The sequence below is a fragment of the Ornithinimicrobium faecis genome (genome assembly GCF_023923225.1).
In the GTDB taxonomy this organism is placed as follows: Bacteria; Actinomycetota; Actinomycetes; order Actinomycetales; family Dermatophilaceae; genus Ornithinicoccus; species Ornithinicoccus faecis.
Genome location: NZ_CP099489.1, coordinates 583,291 through 596,605 on the forward strand (window position 1 = coordinate 583,291; position 13,315 = coordinate 596,605).

At 69.6% G+C, this 13,315-nt stretch carries 14 protein-coding genes; 8 read left to right on the forward strand and 6 right to left on the reverse strand.

All coding sequences use genetic code 11. From position 1 onward, the window contains the following. Positions 1 to 4: 4 nt before the first annotated feature. Positions 5 to 1,438 (reverse strand): NADP-dependent phosphogluconate dehydrogenase, encoded by a 1,434-nt coding sequence (gene gndA / locus NF556_RS02690; RefSeq protein WP_252593964.1) that lies wholly within the window; start codon positions 1,436 to 1,438, stop codon positions 5 to 7. 161 nt (positions 1,439 to 1,599) lie between these two features. Between gndA and uxaC the strand changes: the two genes are divergently transcribed. The 4 genes from uxaC to NF556_RS02710 are packed head-to-tail and all read left to right on the forward strand — an operon-like array spanning position 1,600 to position 6,240. Then, entirely contained in the window at positions 1,600 to 3,012 is a 1,413-nt protein-coding gene (uxaC, locus tag NF556_RS02695) for a glucuronate isomerase (protein ID WP_252593965.1), read from the forward strand. Between the two features lie 13 nt (positions 3,013 to 3,025). Continuing rightward, positions 3,026 to 4,414, forward strand: coding sequence for a mannitol dehydrogenase family protein (locus NF556_RS02700; RefSeq protein WP_252593966.1), 1,389 nt, complete (start codon positions 3,026 to 3,028; stop codon positions 4,412 to 4,414). Next, positions 4,411 to 4,935 (forward strand): gluconokinase, encoded by a 525-nt coding sequence (locus NF556_RS02705; protein ID WP_252593967.1) that lies wholly within the window; start codon positions 4,411 to 4,413, stop codon positions 4,933 to 4,935. The genes NF556_RS02700 and NF556_RS02705 overlap by 4 nt, the downstream gene beginning before the upstream one ends. A 9-nt stretch (positions 4,936 to 4,944) precedes the next feature. Further along, the gene (locus NF556_RS02710; protein ID WP_252593968.1) at positions 4,945 to 6,240 is read left to right on the forward strand and encodes a nickel-dependent putative hexonate epimerase; all 1,296 of its coding nucleotides are present in this window, start codon (positions 4,945 to 4,947) and stop codon (positions 6,238 to 6,240) included. Positions 6,241 to 6,284: 44 nt separating this feature from the next. On the opposite strand, the gene NF556_RS02715 is transcribed toward NF556_RS02710, so the two are convergent. Beyond that, on the reverse strand, positions 6,285 to 6,623 hold the full coding sequence (locus NF556_RS02715; RefSeq protein WP_252593969.1) for a winged helix-turn-helix transcriptional regulator: 339 nt from the start codon (positions 6,621 to 6,623) through the stop codon (positions 6,285 to 6,287). 88 nt (positions 6,624 to 6,711) lie between these two features. Between NF556_RS02715 and NF556_RS02720 the strand changes: the two genes are divergently transcribed. Continuing rightward, positions 6,712 to 7,593 carry an NAD(P)-dependent oxidoreductase gene (locus tag NF556_RS02720; protein ID WP_252593970.1) on the forward strand — a complete coding sequence of 294 codons (882 nt, stop codon included), beginning with the start codon at positions 6,712 to 6,714 and terminating at the stop codon, positions 7,591 to 7,593. Positions 7,594 to 7,664: 71 nt separating this feature from the next. Here NF556_RS02720 and NF556_RS02725 read toward each other — a convergent pair whose 3' ends face one another. Then, positions 7,665 to 8,102, reverse strand: a complete 438-nt coding sequence (locus NF556_RS02725; protein ID WP_252593971.1) for a nuclear transport factor 2 family protein — start codon at positions 8,100 to 8,102, stop codon at positions 7,665 to 7,667. On the opposite strand from NF556_RS02725, the gene NF556_RS02730 reads away from it, so the two are divergent. Continuing rightward, entirely contained in the window at positions 8,095 to 8,670 is a 576-nt protein-coding gene (locus NF556_RS02730) for a DapH/DapD/GlmU-related protein (RefSeq protein WP_252593972.1), read from the forward strand. The genes NF556_RS02725 and NF556_RS02730 overlap by 8 nt on opposite strands. A 74-nt stretch (positions 8,671 to 8,744) precedes the next feature. Here the strand turns inward: NF556_RS02730 and NF556_RS02735 are convergent, their stop codons facing one another. The 3 genes from NF556_RS02735 to NF556_RS02745 are packed head-to-tail and all read right to left on the reverse strand — an operon-like array spanning position 8,745 to position 10,459. Further along, complete coding sequence (locus tag NF556_RS02735; protein WP_252593973.1) at positions 8,745 to 9,878, reverse strand: aminotransferase class V-fold PLP-dependent enzyme; 1,134 nt, start codon at positions 9,876 to 9,878, stop codon at positions 8,745 to 8,747. Between the two features lie 33 nt (positions 9,879 to 9,911). Beyond that, positions 9,912 to 10,241, reverse strand: coding sequence for a type II toxin-antitoxin system PemK/MazF family toxin (locus NF556_RS02740; RefSeq protein ID WP_252593974.1), 330 nt, complete (start codon positions 10,239 to 10,241; stop codon positions 9,912 to 9,914). Further along, a complete protein-coding gene (locus tag NF556_RS02745; RefSeq protein ID WP_252593975.1) occupies positions 10,238 to 10,459 on the reverse strand; it encodes an antitoxin MazE family protein in 222 nt (73 codons plus the stop codon). The genes NF556_RS02740 and NF556_RS02745 overlap by 4 nt, the downstream gene beginning before the upstream one ends. 64 nt (positions 10,460 to 10,523) lie before the next feature. Here NF556_RS02745 and NF556_RS02750 point away from each other — a divergent pair, with 64 nt between their 5' ends. Both NF556_RS02750 and NF556_RS02755 read left to right on the forward strand, forming a co-directional pair. Next, entirely contained in the window at positions 10,524 to 12,440 is a 1,917-nt protein-coding gene (locus NF556_RS02750) for a chorismate-binding protein (RefSeq protein WP_289781773.1), read from the forward strand. Next, positions 12,437 to 13,285: a CoA transferase gene (locus tag NF556_RS02755; protein ID WP_252593976.1), complete on the forward strand. Its 849-nt coding sequence runs from the start codon at positions 12,437 to 12,439 to the stop codon at positions 13,283 to 13,285. Before NF556_RS02750 ends, NF556_RS02755 begins: the two co-directional genes overlap by 4 nt. The last annotated feature ends 30 nt before the right edge of the window (positions 13,286 to 13,315 follow it).

Here is a 13,315-nt window from a genome sequence, read left to right on the forward strand (position 1 = left end):
CACTCTAGATCTCCACCTCACTGCGGTCACCGGACCACAGGGTGTGGAAGGTGCCGGGCTTGTCGATGCGCTGATAGGTGTGGGCGCCGAAGAAGTCGCGCAGCCCCTGCACCAGGGACGCCGGCAGCCGCTCCGAGCGCACGGTGTCGTAGTAGGCCAGCGCGGCCGAGAAGCCGGGCGCGGGCACCCCGGCGCCCGTCGCGACCGCGACGACGTGCCGCCAGGCGTCCTGGGAGTTGCCCAGGTCGGCGGCCACGCTGGGGGCGGCGAGGAGGGTGGCCAGGTTCGCCCCGGCATACTCCTGGCGGATCCGCTCCAGCAGTTTGGCGCGGATGATGCAGCCGCCCCGCCAGATGCGGGCCACCTCGGAGATGTTGACGTCCCAGCCGTATTGCGCACTGGCAGTGCGGATCTGGTCCAGTCCCTGGGCGTAGGCGACGACCTTGGAGGACCACAGTGCCGCGCGCACCGCGTCCACGAGCGCCGTGCGGTCGTCCACCGAGATCGTGCGGTCCGGGCCGGTCAGACCCTGCGAGGCCTCGCGCAGGGCGCTGTGACCCGAGGTGGAGCGGGCGAAGACCGACTCGGCGATGGTGTTGACCGGCACGCCCAGCTCGAGGGCGATCTGCACGGTCCAGCGTCCGGTGCCCTTCTGCTCGGCCTGGTCCATGATGACCTCGACCAGGGGCGTGCCATCCACCTCCTGGTCGAGCACCTCGGAGGTGATCTCGATCAGGTAGGAGTCCAGGTCGCCGATGTTCCACTGCCGGAAGACGTCGGAGATCTCGCGGGCGGTCATCCCGGCCGCGGTGAGGATGTCGTAGGCCTCGGCGATGAACTGCATGTCGGCATACTCGATGCCGTTGTGCACCATCTTCACGAAGTGGCCGGCGCCGTCGGTGCCCATGTAGGCGCAGCACGGCTCGCCGTCGACCTTGGCGGAGATGTCCTCCAGCAGCGGGCCGAGGGCGGCATAGGACTCGGGGCTGCCGCCGGGCATGATGCTCGGGCCGAGCAGCGCGCCCTCCTCACCGCCGGAGATGCCAGCACCCACGAAGTGCAGCCCGACCTCACGCAGAGCGGCCTCACGCCGGCGGGTGTCTTCGTAGTGCGCGTTGCCGCCGTCCACCACGATGTCGTCCTGCTCCAGCAGCGGGATCAGCTGCTCGATGACGGCGTCGGTGCCCGCGCCGGCCTGGACCATGATGATGACCTTGCGCGGCCGCTCCAGCGCCGCGACGAACTCCTCGAGCGTCGGCGCGGCCACGAAGGTGCCGTCCTGGCCGAAGTCGGCGCTGAACGTCTCCGTCTTGGCGACGGTGCGGTTGTAGACCGCCACGGTGTGGCCACGGGAGGCGAAGTTGCGGGCCAGGTTGCTGCCCATCACCGCCAGTCCGATGACGCCAACCTGGGCGAGCGGGGTGTCTGCAGCGGCCATCGGGCCCTCCTGGGTGTGCGGTGCTGGTCCTAGGAGGCCACTCTGGCCGGGTTCGGACCACAAGGCAAGGAGGCTACGACGCAGCCCTCGCGGTCACAACGGGTTGCCACCAGTTGCCCCTCGCCCTAGAACTCCCGCGCGTTATCGGGTTGGATTGCGTCATGTCGCCCACAGCCCAGTTGCACCCGGACCGGCTCCTTCCCGGCGACCCCGGCACGCGGGGCATCGCCAGAGACCTGTATGCGTCGGTGAAGGGCCTGCCGATCATCAGCCCGCACGGCCACGTGCCGCCGGAGTGGCTGGCCAAGGACACCCCGTTCACGGACCCCACCTCGCTGTTGCTGTCCCCGGACCACTACATCTTCCGGATGCTGCACGCGGCCGGGGTGCCGCTGGCCGAGCTGGGCGTGGGTGGCGCCGAGCTCGATGAGGCCGGTGCCCGCCGTGCGTGGGAGCACCTGTGCCGGCACTGGGACCTGTTCCTGGGCACGCCCGTGCGCTATTGGCTCGAGGACGAGCTGGTCGGCATCTTTGGTGTCACCGAGCCGCTCTCGGAGCAGACCGCGCAGTCCAGCTATGACCGGATCGCCGAGGTCATCGCGGGGGAGGACTTCCGGCCGCGGGCGCTGATGGACCGCTTCGGCATATCAGTGCTGGCCACCACCGACGACCCGTGCGACGACCTGTCCCACCATGCCGCCCTCGCCGCCGACGACTCCTTTGGCCCCCGGGTGATGCCGACCTTCCGGCCCGACAAGTATCTCGAGCCCGGCAGGTCGGACTTCGCGGACCTGGTCGCCCGACTTGGCGAGGTCTCGGGGGAGGACACGGCGTCGTATGCGGGATATGTCCGCGCTCTGGAGAACCGGCGCCGCTATTTCGTCGAGCACGGCGCGGTCTCCAGCGACCACAGCCATGCCGACGTCGTGACCCTGACCCTGGAGGAGTCCGAGGCCAGCCGCATCTACACCGCGGCGCTCGCGGGCACCGCGACGCAGGAGGAGTCCACGGCCCTGCGGCGGCACATGCTGGTCGAGATGGCCCGGATGGCCACCGAGGACGGCCTGGTGATGACGCTGCACCCGGGGTCGTTCCGAAACCATCACCAGCCAACGCTGGACGCGCACGGACCGGACTCCGGTCACGACATCCCGATCCAGGTGGAGTTCACCCGCGGTCTGCGCGAGCTGCTGGGCCGCTTCGGCACCGCGGACGGCTTCCAGCTGGTGCTCTTCACCCTCGACGAGACCGTCTTCAGCCGGGAGATCGCGCCGTTGGCCGGGTTCTATCCGAGCGTGTTTGCCGGTGCCCCCTGGTGGTTCCTCGACGCTCCCGAGGCGATCGGCCGCTATCGCTCGGCCGTGACCGACACGATCGGCTTCTATCGCACGTCCGGCTTCATCGACGACACCCGGGCGTTCTGCTCGATCCCGGCACGGCACGACATGTCGCGCCGTCTGGACAGCGCCTTCCTGGCCCGGCTGGTCGCCGACCACCGGCTGCGCGAGGAGGATGCCCACCGGATCGCGACCGACCTGGTCACCAGGGTCCCGAGCACCGCGTTCAAACTCTGAGAGGGAGGACACCATGAGCGATCCACAGTCCGCGGCCGGCGGCGGTCGGCTGTCCCGACAGGAGCACGGACGGCCCGCGGCCCCGGTGCGCATGGTCCACCTGGGCGTCGGCAACTTCTTCCGGGCCCACCAGGCCTGGTTCACGGAGCGCTCGCAGGACTCCGCGGAGTGGGGGTATGCCGCATTCACCGGTCGCAGTGCAGAGGTCGCCAATGCGCTGGCTGAGCAGGAGGGCCTCTACACGCTGCTCGTGCGCGAGCCCGACGGTGACCGGCCCGAGGTGATCAGCTCGCTCAGTGCGGTGCACGCCGGGGACGACATCGAGGCGCTGCGTGGCTGTTTCGAATCCTCCGAGCTGGCCCTGGTGACCAGCACGGTCACCGAGGCGGGTTATCGCCGGGCCACCGGCGGTGGGCTGGACCTGCAGGACCCCGACGTCGTCGCCGACATCGAGGCGTTGCGCGCCAACCCGGAGAGCAACGAGGTGAGGACCACGCCGGGTCGGTTGGTCGCCGGTCTGCTCGCACGAGCCAGCGCTGACGCCGGTCCGATCGCCCTGGTGCCCTGCGACAACGTGCCCGACAACGGCGCCATGGTCGCCCGCGTGGTGCGCGACCTCGCCACCGAGGTCGACCCGACGCTGTTGGACTGGATCGAGGGCAACGTCACCGTCGTCACCACGATGGTCGATCGCATCACGCCGCGGGCGACCGACGAGGACCGCGAGACCGTCGCGGACCTGCTGTCCGTGCAGGACAGCCAGGTCGTGGTCACCGAGCCGTTCTCGGAGTGGGTGCTGGCGGGTGAGTTCCCCCGGGGACGGCCCGAGTGGCCCGGTGCCCAGTTCGTCGACGACGTGAGCAAGCACGAGCAGCGCAAGCTGTGGCTGCTCAACGGCTCGCACTCGCTGATGGCCTATGGCGCCTCGATCCTCGGGCACGAGACCGTCTCCTCCGCCATCGCCGACGAGACGGTGCGCGGCTGGGTCGAGGAGTGGTGGGACGTCGCCGCCCGCCACCTCGAGGTCGAGGCCGAGGACGTGGTGGCCTATCGCCAGGCGCTGGTCGAGCGCTTCTCCAACGAGCGCATCAAGCACCTGCTCGCCCAGATCGCGGCGGACGGCTCGCAGAAGGTGCCGATCCGCTTCGGTCCGGCGCTCGCCGCCGAGGCTGCCCAGGGCGAGGTGCCAGTGGGCGCGACCCGACCCGTCGCGGCCTGGATCGCGCACCTGCACGGGCACGGAGCACCGGTGACCGACGCCCAGCAGGACACGGTGAGCCAACTCGGCCAGGCCGAGCCCGCCGAGGCCGTGCGGACCGTGTTGGGGTGGATGGGGATCGAGGAGCCGGCGCAGTCCCTGATCGACCAGGTGCTGACTCAGGTGGGTGAGTTCGAGTCGTGACGGGGCACGTCGTCGTGATGGGAGTCTCCGGGTCGGGCAAGAGCACGATCGCCGCCCTGGTGGCCGAACGGGTCGGGTGGGTCTTCGCCGACGCCGACAGCTTCCACCCGGCAGCCAACATCGACAAGATGCGCGCCGGCATACCCCTCACCGACGCCGACCGGCGTCCCTGGTTGCGCACCCTCGCCACCTGGATGGCGGAGCAGGGCAGACAGGGCAACTCCACGGTCCTGGCATGCTCGGCACTGATGCGCGGCTATCGCGACCTGCTGTCCCAGGAGACCGAGGTCGCCTTCATCCACCTGCACGGTCCGGCCGAGCTGATCGAGGCCAGGATGCGCGACCGCGACCACTTCATGCCGGCCAGCCTGCTCACGAGTCAGTTCGCCATCCTTGAGGAACTCCAGGAGGACGAGGTCGGCGTCGTGCTGGACCTGGCGCTCAGCCCCGAGGAGCTGGTGGACGCCGCCGTGGACTGGTTGGAGCGGGGCCCCCTAGAATCCTGCGGCCCCCAGGGCTAGGTTGGCGCCATGACCTGGTTCAGCCACGAGGCCACGCCCATCAGCCGCGAGACGATCGAGGAGCTGGTCGAACAGACCCTCACCGAGGCGCAGGAGCGCCTGGGCATCACGGCCTTCAACCGGGTGCTGCTCCTCCCGCCGGACATCACCCGCGCCCACGCCGGCGTCGGCTGGATCACCGAGTCCTTCTATCAACTGCTCGAGAGCCAGGGCGCCGACGTGCACGTCATCCCGACCCTGGGCCAGCACGTGCCGCACACCCCTGAGGACAACACGTGGATGTTCGGGTCGATCCCCGAGGACAAGATCCACGTCCACGACTGGAAAAACGGTGTCACCAACGTCGGCACCGTGCCCGCCGAGTTCGTCAAGGAGCAGACGGGCGGCGCCGTCGACTGGGAGATCCCGATCGACCTGAACACGATGACGGTGACCGAGCAGTGGGACCTGATCATCAACATCGGCCACGTCGTGCCGCACGAGGTGCTCGGCTTCGCCAACCACAACAAGAACTACTTCATCGGGCTCGGCGGCAAGCGACTGCTCGGCGCCTCGCACATGGCCTCGGCCGTCTATGGCATCGAGAACAACCTGGGCAACCTGATCGCCCCGGTCCGGCACTGCTTCAACTATGCCGAGGACCACTTCCTGGGCGACCTCAAGGACGTTTACTTCCAGGTCGTCATGGACTATGACGACGGCGGTCAGCTGGTGCACACCGGGGTCTACGTTGGCGATGACCTCGACACCTATCTGGATGCCGCGCGGGCCAGCAAGGCGCAGAACATCACCACCTTCGACGAGCCGGTCGACAAGATCGTCGCCGTCATGCAGGCCGACGAGTTCCGCGCCACCTGGGTGGCCAACAAGGCGGTCTATCGCACCCGCATGGCGATCGCCGACGGCGGGGAGCTGGTGGTGATCGCGCCCGGCGTCGAGCGCTTCGGTGAGCAGCCCGAGGTGGACGAGCTGATCCGCAAGTATGGCTATCTGAGCCAGTCCGAGGTGCTTGAGCTCTACAAGACCCAGGCCGACATGCAGGACATCCCGCACGGCACGGCTCACCTGGTGCACGGATCGTCCGAGGGACGCTTCACCATCACCTATGCCCCCGGAGCCCTCTCCCAGGAGGAGATCGAGTCCGTCGGTTACAGCTATCTGGCGCTCGACGAGGCCCTGGAGCGCTACAACCCGGACGTCATGAAGGACGGCTGGAACGAGATGCCCGACGGCGAGCGCGTCTTCTACATCTCCACGCCGTCGGCTGGGTTGTGGGCCACGAAGGACAAGCTCGGCGACCGCTGAGGGTCACGCGGGGGGCTCGCGGCCGGCGCCAGCGAGGAGCCGCGTCAGCTGGCTCTCCGGATGGCGCTGATGTCGGCCCGGTGTTCCTCGCCCCACTCGCCCAGTGAGGCGAGGGCGCGGTCCAGGGCGACGCCGCGTGGGGTGAGCGAATAGACCACCTTGGGCGGCACCTGATCGTGCACGGTGCGCGTCACGATGCCGTCGCGCTCCAGCTCGCGCAGTTGCTGGATGAGCACCTTCTCGCTGACCCCGTCCAGCTCGCGGCGCAGCTCACCAGTCCGCCGCGGCTCAACGCTCAGCGCCCACAGGACCAGGGCCTTCCACTTGCCACCCACCACATCGATGGCGGCATCGAGACCGCACAGGAACTCGGGACCGGGCATGTTTCCTCCCTCATACTTACTCAAAGGTACGTACCTGACAATTTAGTAGGTACTTGTCAGATCGGCAATACCGCCTCACGCTTGATGCATGACGACACAGCACGCACCCGTCTCCGTCCTCGGCCTCGGCTCGATGGGCATCGCCCTGGCCCGCGCCCTCCTGCGGGCGGGCGTCCCGACCACCGTGTGGAATCGCACCAGTGAACGCGCCCGGCCGCTGGCCGGTGAGGGTGCACGGGTCGCGCCCGGCCTCGAGGCCGCGGTGGCCGCCTCCGATCTGGTGATCGTGTGCCTGCGCGACCATGACGCGGTCCGTGAGGTGCTCGGGGGTCTGGATCCCTCGGCATACGAGGGTCGTGTCGTCGTCAATCTCTCGTCCTCGACCCCGGGAGAGGGGCGCGCCTCGGCGGCGTGGGCGGCTGATCAGGGCATCACCTATCTCAACGGGGCGATCATGGTGCCCACCATGTTGATCGGTGATCCCGAGGCGCTGATCCTCTACAGCGGCAACCAGGTGGCCTTCGACCGAGCGCAGGATCGGCTGCGGCCGCTCGCGGGCCTGACCACCCACCTCGGGTCCGATCCCGGGCAGGCCGCGCTCTATGACGTCGCGATGCTCGAGATCTTCTTTGCCTCCATGACGTCCTTCCTGCACGCCACGGCCATGGTCACGGCCTCCGGGATCACGGCGCGGGAGTTCCTGCCGTTCGCCCAGCAGATGGCCGCCCTGGGTGGCACCGTGATGGAGGGACTGGCCGCCGACGTGGATGTGCACCAGTTCGACGGGACCGAGGACACCCTGGAGATGGAGCTCGCCGCACTGGACCACATCGTGCACACCAGCGACGAGGCCGGCCTCGATGGCACTCTTGCGCGCCACATGCGCGACCTCGTGCGACGGGCCGTCGACGCCGGGCACGGCGCCGACGCGTTCTCACGCGTCGTCGAGATGGTGCGTCACCAACCGTGACCCAGAGGGCCGCATCGCGACTGAGCTCACTGCTGCCCGCTCGTGGCCTGCGAGGCGTTCGACAACTTCCCTCACTGCGGGCGGGTGCCCTCCGGCGGCGTCTGCGCCACGTCGGTCCAGACCTCCGTCATCTCGGCGATCCGACCGTCGCGGGCACTGATGAAGGTGGCCACCTCGAAGTGCAGCAGCTGCCCGTCCATGCCTGATCCGGAGGCATCGCTGGCACCGGTGACGTGGCACCGCGCGACGGCGCGCTCGCCAGCGCCCACGAGATCCTCGAGCACCAGGTGGTCAAACCCGGGATAGTCGGCGTTCAGGCGGACCCAGGCGTCACGGCCGAACTCCTCGCCCGTGTGCACATAGCGGCAGACGACGTCGTCGTGCAGCAGGGCCGGCAGGTCGTCCCACCGGCGTGCCTCGATCAGTTCACACAAACGGGTCAACAGCTCGCTCGCATCCATGCCCGACATGGTGGCACCCGGCGGTGACAGGATGGTTGCCATGGACATCCAGGGCTTCCTCGACCACGTCAACAGCGGAGCGTTGGTGGAGGCGGGCTCGCCGGCGCACGAGGTCATGCACGCCCGAGCGCAGGAGGCACTGCGGATCGTGGGCGAGCTCAACGGCGGCTATCGCACTCCAGAGGAGGTGCGGGCGCTGCTGTCCGAGCTCACGGGAGCCCCAGTTGATGAGTCGGTGGCGCTGTTCCCACCGTTCTATAGCGAGTTCGGCCTGAACCTGCGCCTCGGCAAGGGTGTCTTCATCAACATGGGGTGCCGGTTCCAGGACACCGGCGGCATCACGATCGGCGACGGCTCGCTGATCGGCCACGGCAGCACCCTGACCACGCTCAACCACGGCATGGACCCGGACCGGCGCGGAGACATGCTCCCGGCCCCGATCGTGATCGGCACCAAGGTCTGGCTCGGCGCGTCCGTCACGGTCGTGCCCGGCGTGACCATCGGCGACGGCGCGGTCGTGGGTGCTGGTGCAGTGGTGACCAAGGATGTGCCCGCCAACACGATCGTTGCGGGCGTGCCGGCCAAGGCGATCCGCGAGACAGGGTTCGAGGTCTGACCTGATCCCTGCGCCCAGGGCTCATCTCGGCGTCGACCGCAGGGTGCGTCGCCGACCTCGCCGGTGTCTGTGGCTTAGATCGCCAGGGCGCGGTCCAGCCCGTCGGCCAGTCGGGTCACCGTGCCGTCCACGTCGCCCAGTTTGTCCAGGCCGAACAGGCCGAGGCGGAACGTGGACCAACTCTCCGGCTCGCCGCACATGAGGGGGACGCCGCCGGCGATCTGCAGCCCGGCCTGGGCGAACTTCTGTCCCGACCTGAGGCCGGGGTCGTCGGTGTGCACCACGACGACGGTGGAAGCGGCAAACCCCTCGGCCGCCACCGAGGCGAAGCCGCGCTCGGCGAGCAGCGCCCGGACCCTGCCGCCGAGCTCCTCCTGCGCCCTGCGCAGCTCCGGCAGGCCGTGCTCTCGCGCCTCGAGCATCACCTCGAGGTTCCGAGCGATCGTGTCGGTGGGCATGGTCGCGTGATAGGCGTGCTGGCCCTCGACATAGCCCTCGGCGATGGACAGCCACTTCTTGAGGTCGGCCGAGAAGCTCGTCGACGTGGTCTCGTGGATCGCCGTGCGCGCGCGGTCGTTGACCATCACGTAGGCCGCGCCCGGGCTGCCGCTCCACCCCTTCTGCGGTGCGGTGATGAGGACATCGACGCCGATGTCGCGCATGTCCACCCACAGTGCGCCCGAGGCGATGCAGTCCAGCACGAACAGCCCGCCGACCTCGCGCGTCGCGCGGGCCACCTCGCGCAGGTAGTCGTCGGGCAGCACGATCCCCGCAGCGGTCTCGACGTGCGCGGCGAGGACCAACGCCGGGCGCTGCTCGGCGATGGCGGCGACGACCTCCTCCACCGGCGGCGGTGCCCACGCGGAGGGGCTGGAGTCCGTCGTCGGCCGGGCGGTCAGCACGGTGACATCGTCGGTGATCCCGCCGGCCTCGATGATCTGGGACCACCGGTAGGAGAAGAAGCCGTTGCGCACGACGAGGCAGCGCCGGTCGGTGGCCAGCTGGCGCAGGATCGCCTCCATGCCGTAGGTCCCGCCGCCGGGGACGACGGCCATGGCGTCGGCGCCGTAGGTCGTGGTCAGCACCTCGTTGAGCTGCTGCATCACGCCGACGAACCGCTTCGACATGTGGTTGAGCGCCAGGTCGGTGAAGACGACGGAGAACTCGAGGAGTCCGTCGGGGTCGATGTCGGGCCGGGGGAGCGTCATGCTGTCACCGTAGCCGTGGCCCGACGGCAGTCATCATCCCGCCAGACCAAGGAAGACGATCAAGGCCCGGTTGAGACGCACCAGGTCGCCGTCAGTCAGGCGACCCACGCGTTCGCGCAGGCCGGTCCGCGGCATCGTCATCACCTTGTCGACCATCAGCCTGGACGGTTGGTCGAGACCGTTCAGCTCCGTGGGATGAATCATGAGGCGTGTCAGGGGCGCCTCCACCGGGTTCGTCGTGACTGGGCACACAGTCACTGATGCCGTGGCGTCGAACCGGTCGTCCTGAATGACGACGACGGGGCGCGGTTTGCCCGTGTAGGGACCGCGTGCGGCGGCGGTGAAGATCTCGCCACGCCTCACCGAGACTGCTCCGGCTCGTCCCACTCCCAGGAGATGGCGTCGACGAAGGCTTGGTCCTCAGACTCCATTTCGCTCGCGGCGATTGCCGCGGCCTGGCGATGTGCTTCGGCTGTGAACTCTGGGGCCCTGACGTCGGGCACCCAGATCTGAACCGGTCGAAGCCCCTGCCTGCGCAGTTTCGCACGGTGACGACGCACGCGGTCCTGGGTGGATGCCATGCGGCAACGTTACATGAAACGGCCTGTTGACGATAGCCTCCCGCCAGGTGACAGGATCACCCCCATGCCGACCGTGCACCCCTTGCTCGACCGTGTCCTCGCCGACCCCGCAGGGTTGTCCTGGGCGCTGCTGTGGCGCGAGGTGGGACCGGAGGTCGAACTCCTCGTCGGCGACGTGCGGGACGTCGACCTGCTCGCCGACATCCCAACCGCCACGGCGGCGACGCCCGTGCTGGCCATGGTGCCGTTCCGGCAGATCACCGAGCGCGGGTTCGATGCCCACGATGACGGCACGCCGTTGCGCGTCCTGGTCGCCACGCAGACCGAGCGGATCCCGCTCGACCTGCTCCTCGGCATACTGCCCTCTGATCCTGTGGAGGTGACTGGCGAGCGGTTCAGCGTCACGGACGAGGCGTATGCCGAGATCGTCACCTCGGTGATCGAGGACGAGATCGGCAACGGCGAGGGCGCCAACTTCGTGATCCGCCGCGACGTCGTGGCCCACACGGACACCGCCCCCGCGAGCGCCGCGCTGACCTGGTTCCGCACGCTGCTGACCGATGAGCGCGGGACCTACTGGACCTTTGCGGTGCACACGCCGGGTCACACACTGGTGGGCGCGACCCCGGAGCGGCACGTGAGCGTGCGCGACGGGCGGGTGCAGATGAACCCGATCTCCGGCACGTTCCGGCACCCGCGCGACGGCGCCGACGTGGAGGGTGCCTTCCGCGAGTTCATCGCCGACACCAAGGAGACCGAGGAGCTCTTCATGGTGGTCGATGAGGAGATGAAGATGATGGCCCAGGTGTGCTCCACGGGAGGGCGGATCACCGGGCCCTACCTCAAGCAGATGGCGCACCTGACGCACACCGAGTATCTGCTCGACGGACGGTCGACGGCGGACCCTCGGGATGTGTTGCGGCAGACGATGTTTGCGCCCACCGTGACGGGTTCGCCGATGGAGAACGCGTGCGCCGTCATCCGGCGGCACGAGCCGGACGGGCGGGGCTACTACTCCGGGGTGCTGGCGCTGTTCGAGCGGGAGCCGGGCAACGGCGCCCCCGTCGGCCCGGAGGCACTGGATGCCCCGATCCTGATCCGCGCCGCACACCTCGACGACGCCGGCGAGGTGCGGGTCAGTGCGGGTGCCACGTTGGTGCGCCACTCCGATCCGACCTCGGAGGTGGCCGAGACCACCGCCAAGGCCAGTGGGATGCTCGCCGCCCTGGGGCTGCGCCCGCGGCGCGAGCCGAGCCACACCCCGGTGTTGCGGGACCTGCCCGGCGTGGCCGATGCCCTCGAGGCCCGCAACGAGTCGCTGGCCGCCTTCTGGCTCTCGCCGCAGGGTGCGCGTCCCGATCCTGACCTGGCCGGACGCTCCGTGCTGGTCATCGATGCCGAGGACAGGTGGACCCAGATGCTGGCTCACCAGGTGCGCCACGTGGGCATGACCGCCGAGGTGCGCCGCTGGGACACCGTGCAGGTGGAGGACGTGCTGGAGCCTGATCTGGTGCTGTTCGGTCCCGGTCCGGGTGACCCCGACGATCCGAGCGACGCCCGGCTGGCGCAACTGCGCCAGCTCATGGCGGCACGGCTCGAGGCAGCCCGACCGCTGCTCGCGGTGTGCCTCAGCCACCAGGTGCTGTCCCGGCTGGCGGGTCTGAAGATCACCAAGCTGGAGCGCCCCAACCAGGGCGTGCAGCTCGCGGTCGACCTGTGGGGCACTCCGGCGCGGATCGGCTTCTACAACACCTTCGTGGCCCGCCCGGGCACCGCGCGACTCACCCGCGGCGGCACCGACGTCGCGTTGGAGGTCGCCGCCCACGCCGAGCACGGAGTCGTGGGGCTGCGCGGTCCGGGCATCGCCTCGATCCAGGGCCACGCCGAGTCGGTCCTGTCCCGCGACGGTCTGGTGACCCTGCACGCGCTGATCCGGCACGCGCTGCGTCCCGTGCCGTCCCCGGCCGGAGCCGACGCATGAGCGACGGGAGCGTGCGGACGGGCCGCCTCGCCGGCATCCGTGTCGTCAGCCTGGCCGGGACCCTGCCCGGACCGGTCGCCGCCCGCAGACTCACCCGCGAGGGTGCCGACGTGGTGCGGGTGGAGGGGCCCGGCGGCGACATCCTGCGCGCTGTCGCGCCCGCTCTGGTCGACGACCTGACGCGCGACCAGGAGACCCTCCAACTCAACCTCAAGGACGCGGCCGGCCAGGATCGGCTCGCCGAGCTGCTCGACGGGGCGCACGTGCTGCTGACGTCCTCCCGACCGGCGGCGCTCGCCCGCCTCGGGCTGACGCCGGAGAGCGTCGCGCAGCGCTGGCCCCGACTCGCCTGGGTCGCGATCGTCGGCGCCACCGGCGACCGGGCGGAGGAGGCCGGGCACGACCTGACCTATCAGGCGGAGGCCGGTCTGCTCGCCTCGGGCACCGAGCTGCCGCGGGTGCTGCTCGCGGACCTGTCCTGTGCCGAGCGCGTGGTCACCGAGGTGGTGCTCTCCCTGCGCGAGGTGGAGCTGCACGGCACCGGCGGGTATGCCGAGGTGGGGCTCATCGAGTCGGCCCGCGACCTGGGGGAGCCGCTGCGGCACGGACTCACCGGACCGGGTGGCGTCCTCGGCGGCGGCAGTCCGTCCTACAACATCTATCCGGCTCGGTCGGGGCGGGTCGCGCTCGCGGCGCTGGAGCCGCACTTCTGGACCCGGACCCAGGAGCTGCTCGACGTCGAGGGCACCCACGAGGCGCTCGCCGAGGCCTTCCTTGAGCGAGATGCGCAGGAGTGGGAGGCCTGGGGCGCCGAGCACGACGTCCCGGTGGTCGCCGTGCGCTGACGGTGAACTCGTGCCGGAATCTCGGGCGAT

Bases quoted from the DNA above. Each gene is read 5' to 3' on its own strand.
- NF556_RS02745 (WP_252593975.1), bottom strand. From the start codon at position 10,459: ATGGCATCCACCCAGGACCGCGTGCGTCGTCACCGTGCGAAACTGCGC.
- gndA (WP_252593964.1), bottom strand. From the start codon at position 1,438: ATGGCCGCTGCAGACACCCCGCTCGCCCAGGTTGGCGTCATCGGACTG.
- NF556_RS02710 (WP_252593968.1), top strand. From the start codon at position 4,945: ATGACCTGGTTCAGCCACGAGGCCACGCCCATCAGCCGCGAGACGATC.
- NF556_RS02750 (WP_289781773.1), top strand. From the start codon at position 10,524: ATGCCGACCGTGCACCCCTTGCTCGACCGTGTCCTCGCCGACCCCGCA.
- NF556_RS02725 (WP_252593971.1), bottom strand. From the start codon at position 8,102: ATGTCCATGGCAACCATCCTGTCACCGCCGGGTGCCACCATGTCGGGC.
- NF556_RS02720 (WP_252593970.1), top strand. From the start codon at position 6,712: ATGACGACACAGCACGCACCCGTCTCCGTCCTCGGCCTCGGCTCGATG.
- NF556_RS02735 (WP_252593973.1), bottom strand. From the start codon at position 9,878: ATGACGCTCCCCCGGCCCGACATCGACCCCGACGGACTCCTCGAGTTC.
- uxaC (WP_252593965.1), top strand. From the start codon at position 1,600: ATGTCGCCCACAGCCCAGTTGCACCCGGACCGGCTCCTTCCCGGCGAC.
- NF556_RS02755 (WP_252593976.1), top strand. From the start codon at position 12,437: ATGAGCGACGGGAGCGTGCGGACGGGCCGCCTCGCCGGCATCCGTGTC.
- NF556_RS02730 (WP_252593972.1), top strand. From the start codon at position 8,095: ATGGACATCCAGGGCTTCCTCGACCACGTCAACAGCGGAGCGTTGGTG.
- NF556_RS02700 (WP_252593966.1), top strand. From the start codon at position 3,026: ATGAGCGATCCACAGTCCGCGGCCGGCGGCGGTCGGCTGTCCCGACAG.
- NF556_RS02715 (WP_252593969.1), bottom strand. From the start codon at position 6,623: ATGCCCGGTCCCGAGTTCCTGTGCGGTCTCGATGCCGCCATCGATGTG.